This is a genomic window from Pseudomonas sp. 910_21 (assembly GCF_052850735.1).
In genome coordinates, this window is the sequence record NZ_VXCY01000001.1 from 1,013,613 (window position 1) to 1,029,470 (window position 15,858).

The window sequence follows — 15,858 nt, forward strand, 5'->3', positions numbered from 1 at the left end:
ATGTGAGAATTTTAACCCCTGTCATTTCCCAGCGATTCAGGAACCCCGGCATGCACGCAAACCAATGCTTCGACTTCGTCATCATCGGCGCCGGTATTGCCGGGGCTTCCCTGGCCTATCGGTTGGCCGGGCAGGCCAGCGTGCTGGTGCTGGAACGTGAATCGCAGCCGGGCTATCACGCCACCGGGCGCTCGGCGGCGATGTTCATGGAGGCCTACGGCACTCCGCAGATCCAGGCCCTGACCCGCGCCAGCCGGGCTTTCTACCAGCGGCCGCCGCAAGGTTTCTGCGAACACCCGCTGATGGAACCCCGTGGCTGTCTGTACGTCGCCAGCGAGGAACAGCTGGACCAATTGCAGCAAACCTACGATGAAACCCGCGCCCGCTCCGCCAATGTGCGCCTGATCACGGCCGAGCAGGCCCGGGCCCTGGTACCCTGCCTGCGCCCCGACGCCGTCGCCGGGGCGATGCTGGAAACCGCCGCCCAGGACCTGGACGTGCACGCCCTGCACCAGGGCTTCCTGCGGGCCATGCGCCGGGCCGGTGGGCAGCTGGAGTGCGACATACAGATCGTCGAAGCCAGCCGCGAAGACCGCCACTGGAACCTCACACTCAGCGATGGCCGTTCCCTGCAGGCGCGCAATCTGGTGAACGCTGCCGGTGCCTGGGTCGATGAGGTGGCCCAGCTGTGCGGCGTGGCCCCCATCGGCCTGCAGCCCTGCCGGCGCAGCGCCTTCACTTTCGACGGCCCGCCGGATGAAGACTTCAGCCGCTGGCCGGCGGTGATCGGCATCGACGAAAGCTTCTACTTCAAGCCCGATGCCGGCCAGTTGCTCGGCTCCCCGGCCAATGCCGACCCGGTGCCGCCCCAGGACGTGATGCCCGAAGAGCTGGACATCGCCACCGGCATCTACCACATCGAGAACGTCACCTCCCTGAGCATCCGCCGCCCGCGCCACAGCTGGGCCGGCCTGCGCTCCTTCGTCGCCGACGGCGATCTGGTGGTGGGCTGGGATGACAACTGCGAAGGCTTTTTCTGGCTCGCCGCCCAAGGCGGCTACGGCATCCAGTCGGCGGCCGGCGTCTCGCAACTGGCCTGCGCCCTGCTGCTGGGGCAACCGGTCCCCGAAGAACTGCTGAGCCAGGGCGTCGATGCCCAGGCCCTGGCTCCCGCTCGCTTGCGTTAACCCACCCAGCCCACGAGGCCCTTGCCATGTCCAATGACATCCAGCGTTACCCCAGCCACCTGCCCTACCCCTTCTCCCGGGCGATCCGCGTCGGCGGCTTTCTGTTCCTCTCCGGCCAGGTGCCGATGAGCGCCGAAGGCGAAGTGGTGCACGGCGACATCCGCGTGCAAACCGAGGCCGCCATGGCGCGCATCGGCGAAACCCTGACCACGTGCGGCGCCAGCTTCGACCAAGTCGTGAAGAGCACCGTCTGGCTCACCGACATGCAGCACTTCGCCGGCTTCAACGAGGTCTACCAGCGTCACTTCAAGAACGGTTTCCCGGTGCGCTCCACCGTCAGCGCCCAACTGGCGCTGGGGGTCGATGTCGAGATCGAAGTCCAGGCCTGGGTCGGCGAAAACTGAGTCACCCGCCCCAGTCCTCAAGTGCGATGCCCAGGACCACCACGGCCATGAATGCCGGGGTGGTCCACCCCACATAACAACAACAAATCGAGGCTAATCGTCATGAAAGAAAGTCTGAAGATCGCCGGCGCCTTCGTCGGTGTGATTGTCGGCGCGGGGTTCGCCTCCGGTCGTGAACTGCTGTTGATGTTCGTCGACTTCGGCGTCTGGGGGCTGGCGGGTGCGGTGGTCAGCGCCGCGCTGTTCACCTTCCTCGGCATGGCCCTGGCCAGCATGGGCAGCCGCCTGCGGGCGGCGTCGCACAAGGACGTGGTGCAGGCCCTGTGCGGCAAACACCTGGGCGCCCTGGTGGACCTGATGATTACCTTCTTCATGTTCGCCGTGACCGTGGTGATGCTGGCCGGCGGCGGTGCCCTGCTGGAACAGCAGTTCGGTATTCCGGCCATCGCCGGCAGCGTGCTGGTGACCCTGATCGTGGTCGCCATCGTGTGCCTGGACGTGCACAAGGTCATCGGCATGATCGGCGCGGTGACGCCCTTCCTGATCATCACCGCGGTCGGCGTCGCGCTGTATGGCGCCGCCACCCGTGACCTGAGCTTCGGTGAACTCAATCAACTGGCGGCCAAGCAAGAAGCCGGCGCCAGCCACTGGCTGCTGGGCGCCTTGCTCTACGTGTCCTACAACATCGTGGCCGGGGTGCCGATCCTGGCAATCATGGGCGGCGCGGCCAAGGGCGAGAAACAGGCAATGTGGGGCGGCATTTTCGGCGGCGCGCTGCTGGGCCTGCTGATGCTGGTGATGAGCCTGGGCCTGCTGTCGCGCCTGGACAGCGTGGCGGACCTGCCGATGCCCATGCTGTCGATCGCCAGCGAAGTCTCCCCGGCGCTTGGATTGCTGATGGCGCTGATCATCTTCTGCATGATCCTCAACACCGCCGTGGGCACCCTGTACTCCTTCTCTGCGCGGCTGTTTCCAGCGGGCACCCGACAGTTCCGCCTAGGTTCGATAGCCGCCGGCACCCTGGCGTTTGTCGGCAGCCTGGTGGGCTTTATCAGTTTGGTGGGGCAGGTCTATCCGTTCTTCGGCTACCTGGGGTTCCTGCTGATTGCCGCGGTGGTGATCGGCTGGCTGCGACCACGGCGGGTGGTGGTAGCGTAGGCGCCGTTCGATGGGGCAGGCACCCGGGGCGTATCCCAGGTGCCTTGAGTTCAACCCGGCACTGTAGGAGCGAGCTTGCTCGCGAAAATCCCCAGAGCGCCGCATTTCCCCAGCGAACCCGCGTTATCGTTAACGCCCATTGCGAGCAAGCTCGCTCCTACAAGGACAGGGCCCGTTCCATGATCAGCGTCAGCTCCTCGCCCTCGTAATGCTCGCGCACCCGGACAAAGCCCAAGCGGGCATAAAAGCCTTCGGCGGTGACCGACGAGGGCACCACCAGCGAGGTCAAGCCCGCATCCAGCGCCGCCTGCTCGACCGCCGCCATGAGTTGCCGGCCCAGGCCATGGCCGTGGTGCGCCGGGTCGACAAACACCGAACGCACCGCGCGCCCGTCGAGGCTGGCGGTGCCCAGCAACTCGCCGTCCACCAGGGCGACAAACATCTGCCGGCGCTGCATCAGTTGGCGTACGGCATCGGTGGTGAAACTGGCCTTGACCCGCTCGATCACACTGGCGGGATAGTCCTGGGCATTACTGGTGAGCAAGGCCGCCAGGATCACCTGGCTGACCCGCGCGGCATCGGCTGCTACGGCCGGACGAACCTGACATTCCATGACCACTCCCTGGTTGTCGCGTTGATCACAGTGGTCAAAAATACGGCCCATCCCACGCGCAGCCAAGCACTTACTGCAACTGGAACACCAGGCAGGGGTTGTCGTTGAGCCGCCCTTCGAACACCGGCAGCTGATTCTCCAGCGAGGTGTTATCCAGCAGCCCCCGGTCCTTGCGCGCGATGATCACCCAGGAGTCGTGAGGCAGCGCATCCAGGTGCCCGGGGTCGTCGCCGCTGACGAACAGCGGTTGCTCGTCACGGTCCAGGTTCATCATGTAGCGCACCGCCCAGGTGTCCTGGCCCAGGTTGAAGAACACCAGCGGCCCGGGGCTCGCCTGGCGCAACTGCTCAACCTGGGAAACGAAGGCCTTAGTGTCGAACTGCAGATCCTTGGCCGGGTCCACCACCGCCACCAGCAGCGTCCATTGCGCCGCCAGGGCCAAGCCGCTGAGCAGCACCAGACGCCGTCCGAAACTGCCCAGGGTCTTGCGCCAGCCATACAGTGCCAGCAGCTGCAACACGGCGAAGATCGCGATCAGCAACGGCATGGACACCGGCGGCCAGTAACCGTGCTTGTGCCAGTTGTGACGCAGGACGAACAGCACCAGGATGCACACCCCCGGCAGCAACCCCACCAGCCACAGGTAGGCGCTGCGCACCTTGTCCAGCCTGCCCCGGATCATGAGCAGGCCATAGGCCGCCACCGCGGCGAACATCGGCACCATGGGCAAGATGTAATAGGCGCGTTTGAAGTGTGGCACCGACAAGCCCAGCAGGATCATCAGGCCGCAGGCGCCAAGACGCAGTACCAGGCGCAGTTGCGGGTCGGCATGGCGCCGGAACACTTGGCGGCGCAGCATCCACAACGTCACCAGGGCCAGGGGCACCACGGGGAAATAGCGGTACAGGGCCAACTGGAAGTAGAAGTAGAACGGCTCGCCACTCTCATCCAGGCGCCCGCCCACCTGCATGTGGTAGACCTGCTGCACAAAGGCCTCGCCGCCACTGACATAAGCCAGCTTCAGTAACAGCCACCAACAGGCAGCCAGCAACAGCAGGCCGCTGAAACCGTAGCCAAGCACGCGCTTGAACAAGATACGGCGCGCCTCCTGGGTACGACTCTCGCCCAGCAGCCAATAGGTGCAGACCACGCCGCAGACCTCCACCAGCCCCAAGGGCCCGCGAATGGCGAAGGCCAGCACGAACAGCGGCAGCACCATCAGTGGCCGCAGCCGCGAGCCACGCTGCTCGCCGCTGTGCAGCAGGTAGAAAGCGCCCAGGCACAGCAGCGAAACCATCTGGTCCAGACACACCGAGCGGGACTTGTCCAACAGCTGGCTGGTGAGCGCCGTGAGCAACACCGCGAGCAGTGCCCAGGTGCGCCCCGAAGGCGCCAGCAGGCGATACAGCAGCGCCAGCACCCCGGCCGAGGCCAGCGCGGTGGGCAGGATATTGGCCAGGTGATTGGGGGCGCCGAAGGCCTGGGCGAACAGGTAGCTGAAGAAGGTCGCGGTGCCCGGATAGTCTGGATACGGCTGGCCGTAAGTGGTCGGGAACAGGCTCGCGCCGTGGCGGAACATCTCCTGCAGAAATAGCGCCCAGCGGCCGTCGAAGCCCTGGGGCTGCTCGTCCCAGATGCCAAAGGTGAACAGCAACAGGGCCACCAGGTAGATACCCCAGGACTCAATCCCTAAACGCGTTTCTCGAACCATCTTCGCCCCACCAGAAAGCGCCGCACCAAGGGCGCGGCATAAGGCTGAACATGTTGCGCGCGCAGCCCCTGAACGGTGCCTGAACAGGGATGAAAATCCCCACGCCGCCGTTCTGCCCAGCTGACTGTTGCCGCTGTCGAGTCCGCGAGGCTGCGGTTACACGGAGCTGCGGCGCAGGGTCGTAAACCGGCGCCAGTTGAACTGCCCCACTGCCAGCGCCAGCAGGATCAGGCCCATGGATATGCCCTCCTCGACCCCGACCCGCTGCCCCAGGATCAACACCGAACCGGCCATGCCGAACACCGGGATCAGCAGCGACAAGGGCGCCACCCGGGAGACCGGATACTCACGCAACAACAGGTTCCAGCCCCAGTAACAGAAGTGCGTTGCGGCATAGACCTGGAACATCAGGGACAAGGCCGCACTGACGGACACCTGCCCGGCCAGTTGCAGAAACGGCGCACTCCCATGGCTTATCCAGGTCAACGCCAGCAGCGGCAACGGCGCAAACAGGCTGGCCCAGACCACGAAGGCGAACACCTCTCGAACCCCGCAGTGCTTGATGATGACGTTGCCCACACTCCAGCTGAACGCGCTCACCAACAGCAAGGCGTAACCCAGACTGGTGGCGTGCCCAGGGCTGTCGCCGATGATCCGCAGCAGCCCCCACAGAGCAATGGCCGTGGCCAGAACCTGTTGCAGACGCAGGCGCTCGCCGAACAGCAACACGCCCCAGCCCAGGGAGAAAAAGGCGCTGAACTGGATCAACAGCGAAGCCGTGCCCGGAGCCACACCCTGATCGATCCCCAGGTTGATCAGCGCCCACATGGCCACCCCGAATATCAGCCCGTAGGCCGCCAGCCAGCCGAGCGCCACTGACGGGCGCGGCACCAGGAACACCCAGGGCAGCGCCGCCAGGGTGAAACGCAGGGCGGTGAGCAGCAACGGATCGACACTGGCCAAGCCGAGTTTGGTGATGGGGAAGTTCAGGCCCCACAAGGCCGTCACCAGGAGTGCCAGGAACAGGTGTTTTTTCTGCATGTCGCGCGATCCACAAAAGGCGGCCCCGGGCACATCCCGGGGCAGGGCCGCACTATCGCTGCGTGAAGCCATGGCCCGCTTGCAGTATCAGGTCAACTATCAGTAAATTCGGGCCATGCACCCTATCGATATCGACCCCTACGAAAACATCCCCCGAGATGCGCTGGTCACGGCCATCGACTATGCGGACGGCCAGCACTTCGCCGAACACCAGCATCGACGCGGGCAGTTCGCCTACGCCGCCACCGGGGTAATCAGCGTCTACACCGAGCAGGGCAACTGGGTGGTGCCGCCACAGCGGGCCATTTGGGTGCCGGCCGGGGTGACCCATGCCATGCACATGAGCGGGCCGGTGACCATGCTCAACACCTATGTGCGTCCCCGGGCCATCAAGAACCTGGGCTTGCCCGGACATTGCCAGGTACTGGAGGTGTCGGAACTGCTGCGCCAGTTGCTGCTGCGAGCCGTGGACATCCCCGCTCTCTACGCCGAGGACAGCGCGCAGGGCCAGCTCATGAACCTGCTGCTGCATGAAATCGCCGCCATGCCGGCGCTGTGCCTCAACGCCCCACTGCCGTCCGAGCCGCGCCTGGCCAGGGTCTGCCGGGAAATGCTGGAACAACCGTCGCTGGAGCTGGGGATCGATGCCATGGCCGAGCGCGCCGGGATGAGCCGCCGCACCTTCACCCGCCTGTTCCGGCAACACAGCGGCATCAGTTTCGTCGAATGGCGTCAGCAGGCCTGCCTGTTGGCTGCAGTGGAACGCCTGGGCCAGGGACAACCCATCACCCGGGTTGCCACCGACCTGGGCTACAGCAGCCCAAGCGCGTTCAGCGGTGTGTTTCGCAAGGTATTGGGCGAGCCGCCCAGTCGCTACTTTGCCCAGGGCCGGGTGTGAAAGACCCGGGCCCGGCAGCTTGCCTGCCAGGCCGGGCCTGCGCGCCGCTACAGAAACACAGCAGACAACATCCCCAGCGCCCCCAGGCAAAAGCCGATCAAGGCACCGCGGCCGGGCGCCTGCTGGAACAGCGCCCAGATCACCAGCGGCTCCAGGAGCAGCAGCGATGTCACCGAGACCACGGTGATGATCCAGATATCACCCACCGCCACATAGCCGAGCCAGTAGGCCGCCAGCAGGCAGATACCGCCCAGGCACATGATCAGCACCGGCAACGCCAGTTCGGCACCCGAGGTGTTACCGGAATGGGCCAGCCGCGCCACCACCACCTCACTGTAGATGGCGCAGAACTCGCCCAGCACCATCAGCCCTACAGCAGAAACTCCGAGTAATTCTTTGGACATGTGACAAACCCCTTCGTATTGAGAGCCCGATTTTTCAGCTCCCAGGCATTGATCGCTCCGCTGACGGAGCCTGAATCACGATGCGCAGGGGTACGGGGCAACTCGGTCATAGTCAGGAACTTGAACATGTCCATCTCCTTCTGGGTGGGTGATGCAAACCGGGCCCGTGAACTGTCGACGGGCCGCTGCCTGTATAAGGGATTTGCTCCCCCGGCGTCATCCGTCACGCGCATTCACCGCGAAAAAACCACGCAAACTCCACAATCAAAACACCTTGTTGCCGATAGCCTGGGTCCGGTCATCCTCTGCCTGAAGCCATTGCCCCCATGCCCCAGCCGTCCAAACCTCTTCGTACCGTCCAGCCCTCTGATTGGGTCGCTACCTATTTCATCAGCGTCGCGACGCTGGCCGTGGTCCTGACGCTGTTGGTCAACCTGATCGTGCAGATCAGCAGCCGGGACCCGTGGAGCGAGCTGTCCAGCGCGCTGACTTTCAGCGTGGTGGTGCTGCTGGTGAGCGTGGTCGTGATAGGCGTCGTTGCCGCCCTGCCCTGCATCCTGTTCTTCTGGCTGGCCCAGCGTTTCACCTGGCGCCACCTGTGGATCTACCTGCTGGGTGGAGCCCTGGCGGCCCTACCCACCATTCCCATGGTGGTGAGCCTGTCTCCCGGTTTTTTCAACCTCCCGTACGGCGTCAACATCCTTGAGCGCTATCTGCCGCTGGCGCACTTGTTCGCTGGTTGCGGGGCCTTTCTGGGAGCGATGTTCTGGTGGCTCAGCGGGCGGCACCTGCGCTGACTCCCTCCTGTAGGAGCCGGCTTGCCGGCGAAGAAAGCGCCCACGATCCCAGCCTTGTCACTCACCTCAAGAAGCGATGTCTCCCATGCCTGCAAAAACTCCAGCCCTTCGCACCGTGCACCCTGAAGACTGGTTCGCCGCCTACTTCATCGGCGTCACGGCCCTGGCCGTGGTCCTGGCCTTGCTGATCATGCTGGCAATGCTGGCCGGCGCCGGCTCGTTGAACGCAGACATCATTCTCCAGACGCTATTCGTGGGCCTGCTGACCCTGGTCGTCAGTGGCGTGCTGATCGGCATTATCACGGCCCTGCCCTGCGCCCTGTTCTTCTGGCTGGCCCAGCGTTTTGCCTGGCGTAATGTGCTGATCTACCTGTTCTGCGGGGCACTGGCGGCGATGCCGACCATTCCCGTGGTGGCAAGCCTGGCCCCCTCCAGCTTCTACACCGACCGAGACGAGGATGAACCGCTACCCGACGGTTTGCCGCGCTACCTGCCGCTGGCGCCATTGTTCGGCTGCTCGGGGGCTTTTCTGGGAGGTATCTTCTGGTGGCGCAGCGGCCGCCACCTGCGCTGATCAGCCCTCCCTGCCCCCCCTCCCGTAGGAGCCGGCTTGCCGGCGAAGAGGCCCTCCGGCCCTGCGCCAGACGTGATGAGGCCTTCGCTGGCAAGCCAGCGCCTACCAAGCCAACACCAGATCAGCGCCACCCCAGCCAGCGCCTACAAGGAGGCGCAGGGCTAGGCGTCGCGGGCCACTACCACCTTGCCCAGCAAGCCGCCCTGCTCGACGCGGGCATGGGCCCGGCGCAGGTTGTCGACGGTGAAGGGGCCGAACACCTCGCTCAAGGTGCTGCGAATCACACCCTGATCCAGCAGTTGCGCCAGCCGCTCAAGAATCCGGTGCTGCTCGATCATGTCCGGGGTCTGGAACAGGGCGCGGGTGAATACCATCTCCCAGTGCAGGGACACGCTCTTGGCCTTGAGCGGCACCGCATCGAAGAACTCATGATCGTCGATCAGTGCGATGTGGCCATGGGGCACGATGATCTCGGCCAGCTCGGCATAGTGCCGTTCGGTGTGGCTCAGGGCGGCAATGTGGGTCACCGACGGCAGGTCGAGGGCTGCCAGTTGCGCCACCAGCGAATGGGAATGGTCCAGCACCTGATGAGCCCCCAGGTCCAGGCACCACTGGCGGCTGTCCGGCCGCGAAGCAGTAGCGATGACGGTCATCCCGGTCAGCTGGCGCGCCAGCTGGATCAGCACCGAGCCCACGCCACCGGCACCGCCGACAATCAACAGCGTGCCCTGCTCAGAGAGGTCGCCGGGCACCCGACCCAGGCGCTCGAAGAGCAATTGCCAGGCGGTTAGCGAGGTCAGTGGCATGGCCGCCGCCTGGGCGAAGGACAGGCGGCCCGGCTTGTGCCCCACCAGGCGTTCGTCCACCCGGTGCAGCTCGGCATTGGCCCCATCCCGGGTGAAGGTGCCGGCATAGAACACCGCATCCCCCGGGGCGAACAGGGTCACTGCGCTGCCCACCGCGCGGACCACGCCACTGGCGTCCCAGCCCAGGGTCCGCACACCGTCGGGCACCGCCACCTTGCCGGCGCGTACCTTGGTATCCAGGGGGTTGACCGACACCGCTTCAACCGCCACCAGCAGGTCATGCGGTTCCAGTGGCGGCGGCTCCAGTTGCACCTCGCAGAGGGCTTGAGGATCAGACAGGTGCGAACCTTTGAGGTAGACGATGGCCTTCATTGCAACACTTCCTTGACGACGCAAAGCGCACACTTAAATCCTTCATGCCCCACTCGCACAAGTACGGTACTTTTGCGTACCAGCTACGCAAAAGGGTCGTCAGGCAATGAAGAACAAGCACTACCAGGACATTCCAGGCTGCCCGGTGGAGGTCACCCTGGACCTGATCGACGGCCGCTGGAAAGGCGTGGTCCTGCATCAATTGCTGGCCAACGAGTTCCTGCGTTTCAACGAGCTGCAGCGGCGTCTGCCGGGGATCTCACAACGCCTTTTGACCAAGCAACTGCGGGACCTGGAAGCCGCCGGCCTGGTGTCGCGTACGGTGTATGCCGAGGTGCCGCCGCGGGTGGAGTATCGCCTGACCGCAGAAGGGCAATCCCTGCAACCGGTGATCGAGGCGCTGTCGACCTGGGGTCGAGGACGCATCAGCCGCCAACAGCAAAACCACCCGAGCAGGTCCGACTGAGTCGTCAAGACCGAACCGCACCTTTTCCCCCTACTTGTTCACAATTTGTTAAGAGTTGCCTCCGTATACTTTTGCGCTTGCCCGCAGCCTTCCGGCTGCGCCCCTCGATCTGCCGGCGCAAAATTCATGTCACGACCCGCTCCGCTGTTGTTCCTGCTGGCCTGCCTGCTGTTCTTCTTCGCCCTGGGCAACCACCAGTTGCAAGGTTCCACCGAAGCCCGGGTCGCCGGGATCGCCATGGAAATGCACCTGGATGATGACTGGGTGACGCCGCGCCTGTTCGGCACGCCGTTCCTGGAAAAGCCACCCCTGAGCCTGTGGCTCGACGCCGGCGCCATCCGCGCCTTCGGCGGCACGCCCTTGGCGGTGCGCCTGGCCTCGGCCTTTGCCGGGCTGTTCAGCGTGATGCTGCTGTACGCCATGCTGCGTCGCTTCGGCCGGCCAGCCACTTTGGCCGCAGTGGCCGGGCTGATGCTGGCGACCATGGCCAGTTACTGGAGCAACGTGCGCGGCGTGGGTGAAGATGCCCTGCTCAGCCTGGGAGTGACCCTGGCCCTGCTGGCGTTTTTCCAGGCCCATCGACGTCAGGCCGCGCAGCAACCAGCGCTGCTGGCCTGGCTGGCGTTCGCCGTCGGCATCGCCATCGCCACCCTGAGCAAGGGCGTGCTGGGCCTGGCCATGCCGGGGGTGGTGATCTTCGCCTACCTGCTGGCCGACAGCCTGATCGACAAGCGCTTCACCTTCAGCCACTGGCTGCGCCCCGGGTTGCTGACCCTGCTGGGGCTGGTGCCGCTGATGATCTGGCTGTACCTGCTCTACCAGCGCGGCGGCCTGCAGGCCCTGGGGGAAGTGCTGTGGACCAACAGCGTCGGGCGCTTCGGCGGCTCCTTTGAAGAGGCCGGGCACTACGAGCCGTTCTATTACTACCTGGCCAAGCTGCCCCAGGCCTTCCTGCCGTGGAACATCCTGGTCTACCTGGGGCTGTGGCACTTCCGTAAAACCCTGGTGCAGAACCGCTACCTGCTGTTTTTCAGCCTCTGGTTGCTGGCGCAGTTCACCCTGCTGTGCCTGGCGTCGAGCAAGCGCACGGTGTACCTGATGTCCCTGACTCCGGCCGCGGCGGTACTGGCGGCGGAATATGGCGCGGTGCTCTACCAACGCCTGGCCCAACGAGCCCCGGGCACGGGTTTCTGGAGTGCCGTGGGGCGCCAGCGCAAAGGGTTGCTGATAGCGCTCATGGCCCTGGTAATCGGCGGCTATCTGGCCAACGCGCAGTGGGCCGCGCCCAAGGCCGATCGCAAACTGTCGTTCGTCCCGGTGACCGAGCAGATCATGGCCTTGCAGGCCAGCGGTCATCAGCTGGCGCTGTATCAAGCCAACGAACGCATCGCCGGGGCCAGCGTGTTCTACACCCGACGCCTGCTCAAGGACCTGCAGACCGAGGCGCAGCTAAAGGCCTTTCTCAGCGAGTCGCCGCAGCACATGGCGGTACTCGGTGGCGCCGAGGCGCCCAAGCCGCCGCTGCAGATCCAGCAGACGATCATGGTCGGTCGCCAGGCCTACTACTTCGTCAACCTGGCGCCCGCTGGCTGAAGCGCAAAAAAACGGCACCTGAATCAGGTGCCGTTTGCCCATCCCCTCCGCCCATACCCCTTGAACCCTTTCCCGCTGATACCCGCCTGCCGCCCTTGAAACCATGACTCCTGCCCAACGACGGGCATTCCCCCCAAAGGAGTCAGTCATGACCATCACCGTTACCACCTCCACCATGGATCAGGCCGTTGCCCAGAAGCGTTTCGACGATGCCTGCCACTACCTGCGCCAATCCGACCTGGCCAACTTCCTCCTCGACGAGCTGATCGCCGTCAAAGAAGAACTGACCGTGGAAGTCACCAACTCGGCGGCGGCGGACAAGACCGACCGCTGGATTCCACCGGCAACCAGCTCCACCACTTCCGCCGGCCGCGTGGTGTGGAACCTCAAGTCCCAGGTGTACGCCATCGAGAAGAAATACAAACAGCCGGATCTGAGCAACTTCCAGAAATTCCTGGCGCTGTTCGCCAGTGATCGGGTCGAGCGCCTGTCCCCGGCCCTGGTGCTGATGCATGAACTGGGGCACGCCTGCCAGTTCCTCACCAACAAGGCCGAGTTCCGCAAACAACTGGCGGACAAAAATATCCTTGAAGTGGAAAACATCAACGTCAACGCCATCGAGAACACCGTGGCCAAGGAGCTGACAGCGAAAAACAACAAGGAAGGCCTGCGTTGGGACTACCTCGACGCCCGCTGAGCCTTGCCCCCCCGGCGATAGCTTGTCGCCGGGATCTTCCCTGTGTTCGTGTCGGGCCCTTGCGGCCTGGAAAAGGAGTTGCCCCATGTTGATTCTGCGTTCACTGATCATCGGACTGAGCCTGTTGGCCGGCGCCGCCCACGCCCTGGACACCACCAGCACCCCAGCCGAAACCCTGAAGGCCTACGCCGCGACCCTGAGCACCACCGCCGGCAGCAGCCAATGGCAACAGCTGTGGAAGCGCGCCCGGGACCAGGGCGTTTTCGATACGGCGGGAGAACAACCGCGCTTCACCATCACCCAGGACAAACTGCCGGACATGGCTCGCAGCACCTTGATCAATGCCAGCAGCGTGACCCCGCAGAACACCACTCAGGCGCAGTACCGCTATGAGTTTTCCACCCCCATCGGCCAGGCCAAGGGCAAGTCCCTCAAGGCGCTGTGCCTGCTGGTGGATTGGCGCTCGCTGCCCACCGGTACACGGCCCGACGACAGCAGCTACATGGGCAGCGCAAGCCTGCTGCAAATCATCCCCTGCCTCTGAAACCGGCAAGCCGCCCAGGCCGGTAGCCTGGGCGGCAACGGATCATGAACCGAGCTGCGAGCTCAGCAGATCGGCCTCCTTGTGCCGGCGGGTGCCGTAGCTGTCGCCAAAGTTACGCAGGTTGGCCAGGGCACTGGACCAGTCGCGGGCCACCACCTGGGCCCAGAAGTTCGGCGTGCGGCTGGCCAGGTCGCCGTACTGAAAGGCCACCGAAGCGATCACGGTCTGCATCGGTGCCGGCAGTTGAGCGAAATCCACCCCGCTGGCCTTGGTGTAGCTCGCCGCCAGACGATCGACGAAGGGCGCCTTGTACGCCTCGTCGATCAGTTCGGCCTCGTCGCTGCCGATGGTCAAGGGCTGGTCATCGAGAAACGCCTTGGCCTTGGGCCCCGTCAGGCCCAGATAGGGCGTCAAGCGCCGCACCAGATCCGCCGGCAGATTGAGCGCCTGCAGATCCTTCACCCCACGCTGCCCCAGATCGAAGCCGGTGCCCACCGTGACGCCACTCTTGCTCTTGTCCGGATTGGGCACATAACCGCGGGTAATGCCAGCTCCCTCCAGAGCGGCGATAAAACTGAAATCAATCGCATAGCGTGACATGGGGATTTCCTCCTCCAGTTGAAGAAAATCCAGTGCATCACCAGCGACCGATACAACGTCAGAATGTAATAGTTCCCTTTAATAGGGGGGAAATTTCCCACTGAACAGAGGACGACACACCTCCTTAGGATCGAACCAGCTGTATCCATAATTCCAAGGAGGTACCAAATGGACGTGAAAGACCTCAGCCTTATCGATATTCGCCAGCTACCCCATTCGCTCCAGGCCCTCATCGACTGCATCGGCCTGGAAAACGCCTACCGCCTGACGCGTGAATACGGCGGCCGTCCTAAGTACATCCCCAAGCACGCCGAACGCACTTCGCTGGCGCTGATCCTGCCTCCCGATGCCCTCAACGCCCTGATCGAACGCTTCGCCGGATTGGCCCTGGAGATCCCCAAGGCCGACCACTTCTGCCGGCAGATCCGCAACCAGCACATCCAGCTGGAAAGCCTGGGAGGCATCTCCCGCAGCGTCCTGGCGGACAAGTACGGCCTGAGCCTGCGGCAGATCGGCAACATCCGCCGCCTGGAAGCCAACACTCACCGGTAATCGATTCCCGCTGAATCGGCGGCGTTGGCTTGCTTAAGGTGCAAGGGCGCAACTCGCGCATAAACGATAAGGAGATTGACCATGCCAGATATCGACAAGGGCTTGATCGGCGGCGTGATTGCCGCCCTGCCCCTGGACAAGATGATCACCGGTCCGCTGATGGCAATGATCCAGGCGCAGGTCGCCGCGAGCAAAGCCTATGCGGACTTCCTCATGGGTGTGTGTATCCAGAACGGCCAGGCGGTATCGGTGCAGTTCGACTACGACGAAACCCTGGTGGATGACCAGGGCGTCTACAAGGGTACGGTGAAGAAATCGATGCGCATCCCGCTGCTGGCGGCCATCAGTCACCCCAACATCACCATTGAGGAAGGCTCCATCGAGTTCGAGCTGACCATCAGCCAGATGGCTGAAGACACCAGTTCCACCGAAGCCTCCGGCAGTTTCGAGGCGAAGATGGGCTGGGGCCCGTTCAGTGTTTCGGTCAAGGGCGCGGCGAGCCACAAATCCACGCAGACCCGCAAGACCGACACCCGGGCACGCTACGCCATCAGCACCAAGATCATCCGCCAGGACCCACCGGAAGCCCTGATGCGAGTCATCGACTTCCTCACCGACGCCGCCACCAAACCGGTGATGCTGCCGAGTGCCACCGCCACCGACACCGACAAGCTGCCCACCGCCAACGCGCTGAAAATGCCCGATGCACCGGCGGAAAAAAGCGGCGCCAATCCCTGACAGCCACGCTTGACCCAGCCACCCGCCCCGCCGCCACGGCGGGGCACTTCAGCCATCGAACAAGGAGCATGATCCATGGCGTTTTTTTCCCGTCGCAAGGAGCCCATGTCCGCCAGCGACCTGAGCCACATCACCCGTGGCATGCACCAGGCCGCCGCCGCGACCCACAACCTGATCGCCCAGCAATACATCAAGTTGTTCGACCAGTTCTTCGACTACAACGTCAACGACCTGGGTACGCCGATGAAGGCCAAGATGGTCGAGGTGGCGCTCAACGAACAGCACATCATCAACGTCCCCTTGATTGCCCTGGTCTCGCCCAAGGGCCTGGCCCTGCACAAGATGACCGTCGACCTGTCGGTGCGCATGCAGGGCACCGAACTGCAGAAAGCCAGCCACGACCTGGAGAATGGCGAGCTGCAGAGCGAGAAGTTTTTCGTCACCTTCGGCAGCGGCAAGCGCGAAGGCCAGGAGCGCGACCCGGACGAAGTACAGATCAGCATGGAGTTTCGCGACTGCGAGCCGCCAGAAGCGATCCAGCGCCTGATCGAAGAGTTCACCAACCTGATCAGTCCGCAGCGGATCAATGAAAGTCCTGCGCCCGGCACGCTGCCCCCCGCGACAACCCCGCCCGCCGATCCGGACCTGATGGCCCCCTGAGCCCGATTGCCCGCCTCGCCCGGCTGACCGCGACGGCCGGCTC

The 15,858-nt window shown here is 64.2% G+C and carries 19 protein-coding genes; 13 read left to right on the top strand and 6 right to left on the bottom strand.

The window, feature by feature from the left end:
* Nucleotides 1-50: 50 nt before the first annotated feature.
* From FW796_RS04675 to FW796_RS04685, 3 genes are all read left to right on the top strand, one after another.
* Nucleotides 51-1,187, top strand: coding sequence for an NAD(P)/FAD-dependent oxidoreductase (locus FW796_RS04675; RefSeq protein WP_446439071.1), 1,137 nt, complete (start codon nt 51-53; stop codon nt 1,185-1,187).
* A gap of 26 nt (nt 1,188-1,213) precedes the next feature.
* Nucleotides 1,214-1,591, top strand: a complete 378-nt coding sequence (locus FW796_RS04680; RefSeq protein WP_446439072.1) for a RidA family protein — start codon at nt 1,214-1,216, stop codon at nt 1,589-1,591.
* Between the two features lie 102 nt (nt 1,592-1,693).
* Nucleotides 1,694-2,749, top strand: coding sequence for a YkvI family membrane protein (locus FW796_RS04685; RefSeq protein ID WP_446439073.1), 1,056 nt, complete (start codon nt 1,694-1,696; stop codon nt 2,747-2,749).
* 157 nt (nt 2,750-2,906) lie between these two features.
* Here the strand turns inward: FW796_RS04685 and FW796_RS04690 are convergent, their stop codons facing one another.
* From FW796_RS04690 to FW796_RS04700, 3 genes are all read right to left on the bottom strand, one after another.
* The gene (locus tag FW796_RS04690; protein ID WP_346633687.1) at nt 2,907-3,362 is read right to left on the bottom strand and encodes a GNAT family N-acetyltransferase; all 456 of its coding nucleotides are present in this window, start codon (nt 3,360-3,362) and stop codon (nt 2,907-2,909) included.
* A gap of 70 nt (nt 3,363-3,432) precedes the next feature.
* The gene (locus FW796_RS04695; RefSeq protein ID WP_346633688.1) at nt 3,433-5,073 is read right to left on the bottom strand and encodes an ArnT family glycosyltransferase; all 1,641 of its coding nucleotides are present in this window, start codon (nt 5,071-5,073) and stop codon (nt 3,433-3,435) included.
* 156 nt (nt 5,074-5,229) lie between these two features.
* Complete coding sequence (locus FW796_RS04700) at nt 5,230-6,114, bottom strand: EamA family transporter (RefSeq protein ID WP_446439074.1); 885 nt, start codon at nt 6,112-6,114, stop codon at nt 5,230-5,232.
* A gap of 115 nt (nt 6,115-6,229) precedes the next feature.
* On the opposite strand from FW796_RS04700, the gene FW796_RS04705 reads away from it, so the two are divergent.
* Nucleotides 6,230-7,012 carry a helix-turn-helix domain-containing protein gene (locus FW796_RS04705; protein ID WP_446439075.1) on the top strand — a complete coding sequence of 261 codons (783 nt, stop codon included), beginning with the start codon at nt 6,230-6,232 and terminating at the stop codon, nt 7,010-7,012.
* A gap of 47 nt (nt 7,013-7,059) precedes the next feature.
* Here the strand turns inward: FW796_RS04705 and FW796_RS04710 are convergent, their stop codons facing one another.
* Entirely contained in the window at nt 7,060-7,377 is a 318-nt protein-coding gene (locus tag FW796_RS04710) for a hypothetical protein (protein WP_011059155.1), read from the bottom strand.
* Nucleotides 7,378-7,742: 365 nt separating this feature from the next.
* On the opposite strand from FW796_RS04710, the gene FW796_RS04715 reads away from it, so the two are divergent.
* Nucleotides 7,743-8,213: a hypothetical protein gene (locus FW796_RS04715; RefSeq protein WP_346633691.1), complete on the top strand. Its 471-nt coding sequence runs from the start codon at nt 7,743-7,745 to the stop codon at nt 8,211-8,213.
* An 85-nt stretch (nt 8,214-8,298) separates the two neighbouring features.
* Nucleotides 8,299-8,787, top strand: a complete 489-nt coding sequence (locus FW796_RS04720) for a hypothetical protein (protein WP_346633692.1) — start codon at nt 8,299-8,301, stop codon at nt 8,785-8,787.
* 161 nt (nt 8,788-8,948) lie between these two features.
* Here the strand turns inward: FW796_RS04720 and FW796_RS04725 are convergent, their stop codons facing one another.
* On the bottom strand, nt 8,949-9,965 hold the full coding sequence (locus FW796_RS04725; protein WP_446439076.1) for a zinc-binding alcohol dehydrogenase family protein: 1,017 nt from the start codon (nt 9,963-9,965) through the stop codon (nt 8,949-8,951).
* Nucleotides 9,966-10,071: 106 nt separating this feature from the next.
* Here FW796_RS04725 and FW796_RS04730 point away from each other — a divergent pair, with 106 nt between their 5' ends.
* From FW796_RS04730 to FW796_RS04745, 4 genes are all read left to right on the top strand, one after another.
* Nucleotides 10,072-10,431, top strand: a complete 360-nt coding sequence (locus FW796_RS04730) for a winged helix-turn-helix transcriptional regulator (protein ID WP_404938199.1) — start codon at nt 10,072-10,074, stop codon at nt 10,429-10,431.
* 126 nt (nt 10,432-10,557) lie between these two features.
* Nucleotides 10,558-12,024: an ArnT family glycosyltransferase gene (locus FW796_RS04735; RefSeq protein WP_446439077.1), complete on the top strand. Its 1,467-nt coding sequence runs from the start codon at nt 10,558-10,560 to the stop codon at nt 12,022-12,024.
* Nucleotides 12,025-12,172: 148 nt separating this feature from the next.
* On the top strand, nt 12,173-12,721 hold the full coding sequence (locus FW796_RS04740) for a hypothetical protein (RefSeq protein ID WP_346633697.1): 549 nt from the start codon (nt 12,173-12,175) through the stop codon (nt 12,719-12,721).
* Between the two features lie 85 nt (nt 12,722-12,806).
* A complete protein-coding gene (locus FW796_RS04745) occupies nt 12,807-13,265 on the top strand; it encodes a hypothetical protein (protein ID WP_446439078.1) in 459 nt (152 codons plus the stop codon).
* Between the two features lie 42 nt (nt 13,266-13,307).
* On the opposite strand, the gene FW796_RS04750 is transcribed toward FW796_RS04745, so the two are convergent.
* Nucleotides 13,308-13,865, bottom strand: coding sequence for a pesticin C-terminus-like muramidase (locus tag FW796_RS04750; RefSeq protein ID WP_346633699.1), 558 nt, complete (start codon nt 13,863-13,865; stop codon nt 13,308-13,310).
* 168 nt (nt 13,866-14,033) lie between these two features.
* On the opposite strand from FW796_RS04750, the gene FW796_RS04755 reads away from it, so the two are divergent.
* The 3 genes from FW796_RS04755 (at nt 14,034) to FW796_RS04765 (ending at nt 15,815) form a co-directional block, all read left to right on the top strand.
* A complete protein-coding gene (locus FW796_RS04755) occupies nt 14,034-14,417 on the top strand; it encodes a transcriptional regulator (protein ID WP_102861053.1) in 384 nt (127 codons plus the stop codon).
* 81 nt (nt 14,418-14,498) lie between these two features.
* Nucleotides 14,499-15,155 (top strand): DUF2589 domain-containing protein, encoded by a 657-nt coding sequence (locus tag FW796_RS04760; RefSeq protein WP_346633700.1) that lies wholly within the window; start codon nt 14,499-14,501, stop codon nt 15,153-15,155.
* A 75-nt stretch (nt 15,156-15,230) separates the two neighbouring features.
* Nucleotides 15,231-15,815, top strand: a complete 585-nt coding sequence (locus FW796_RS04765; protein ID WP_123727372.1) for a DUF2589 domain-containing protein — start codon at nt 15,231-15,233, stop codon at nt 15,813-15,815.
* Nucleotides 15,816-15,858: the final 43 nt, after the last annotated feature.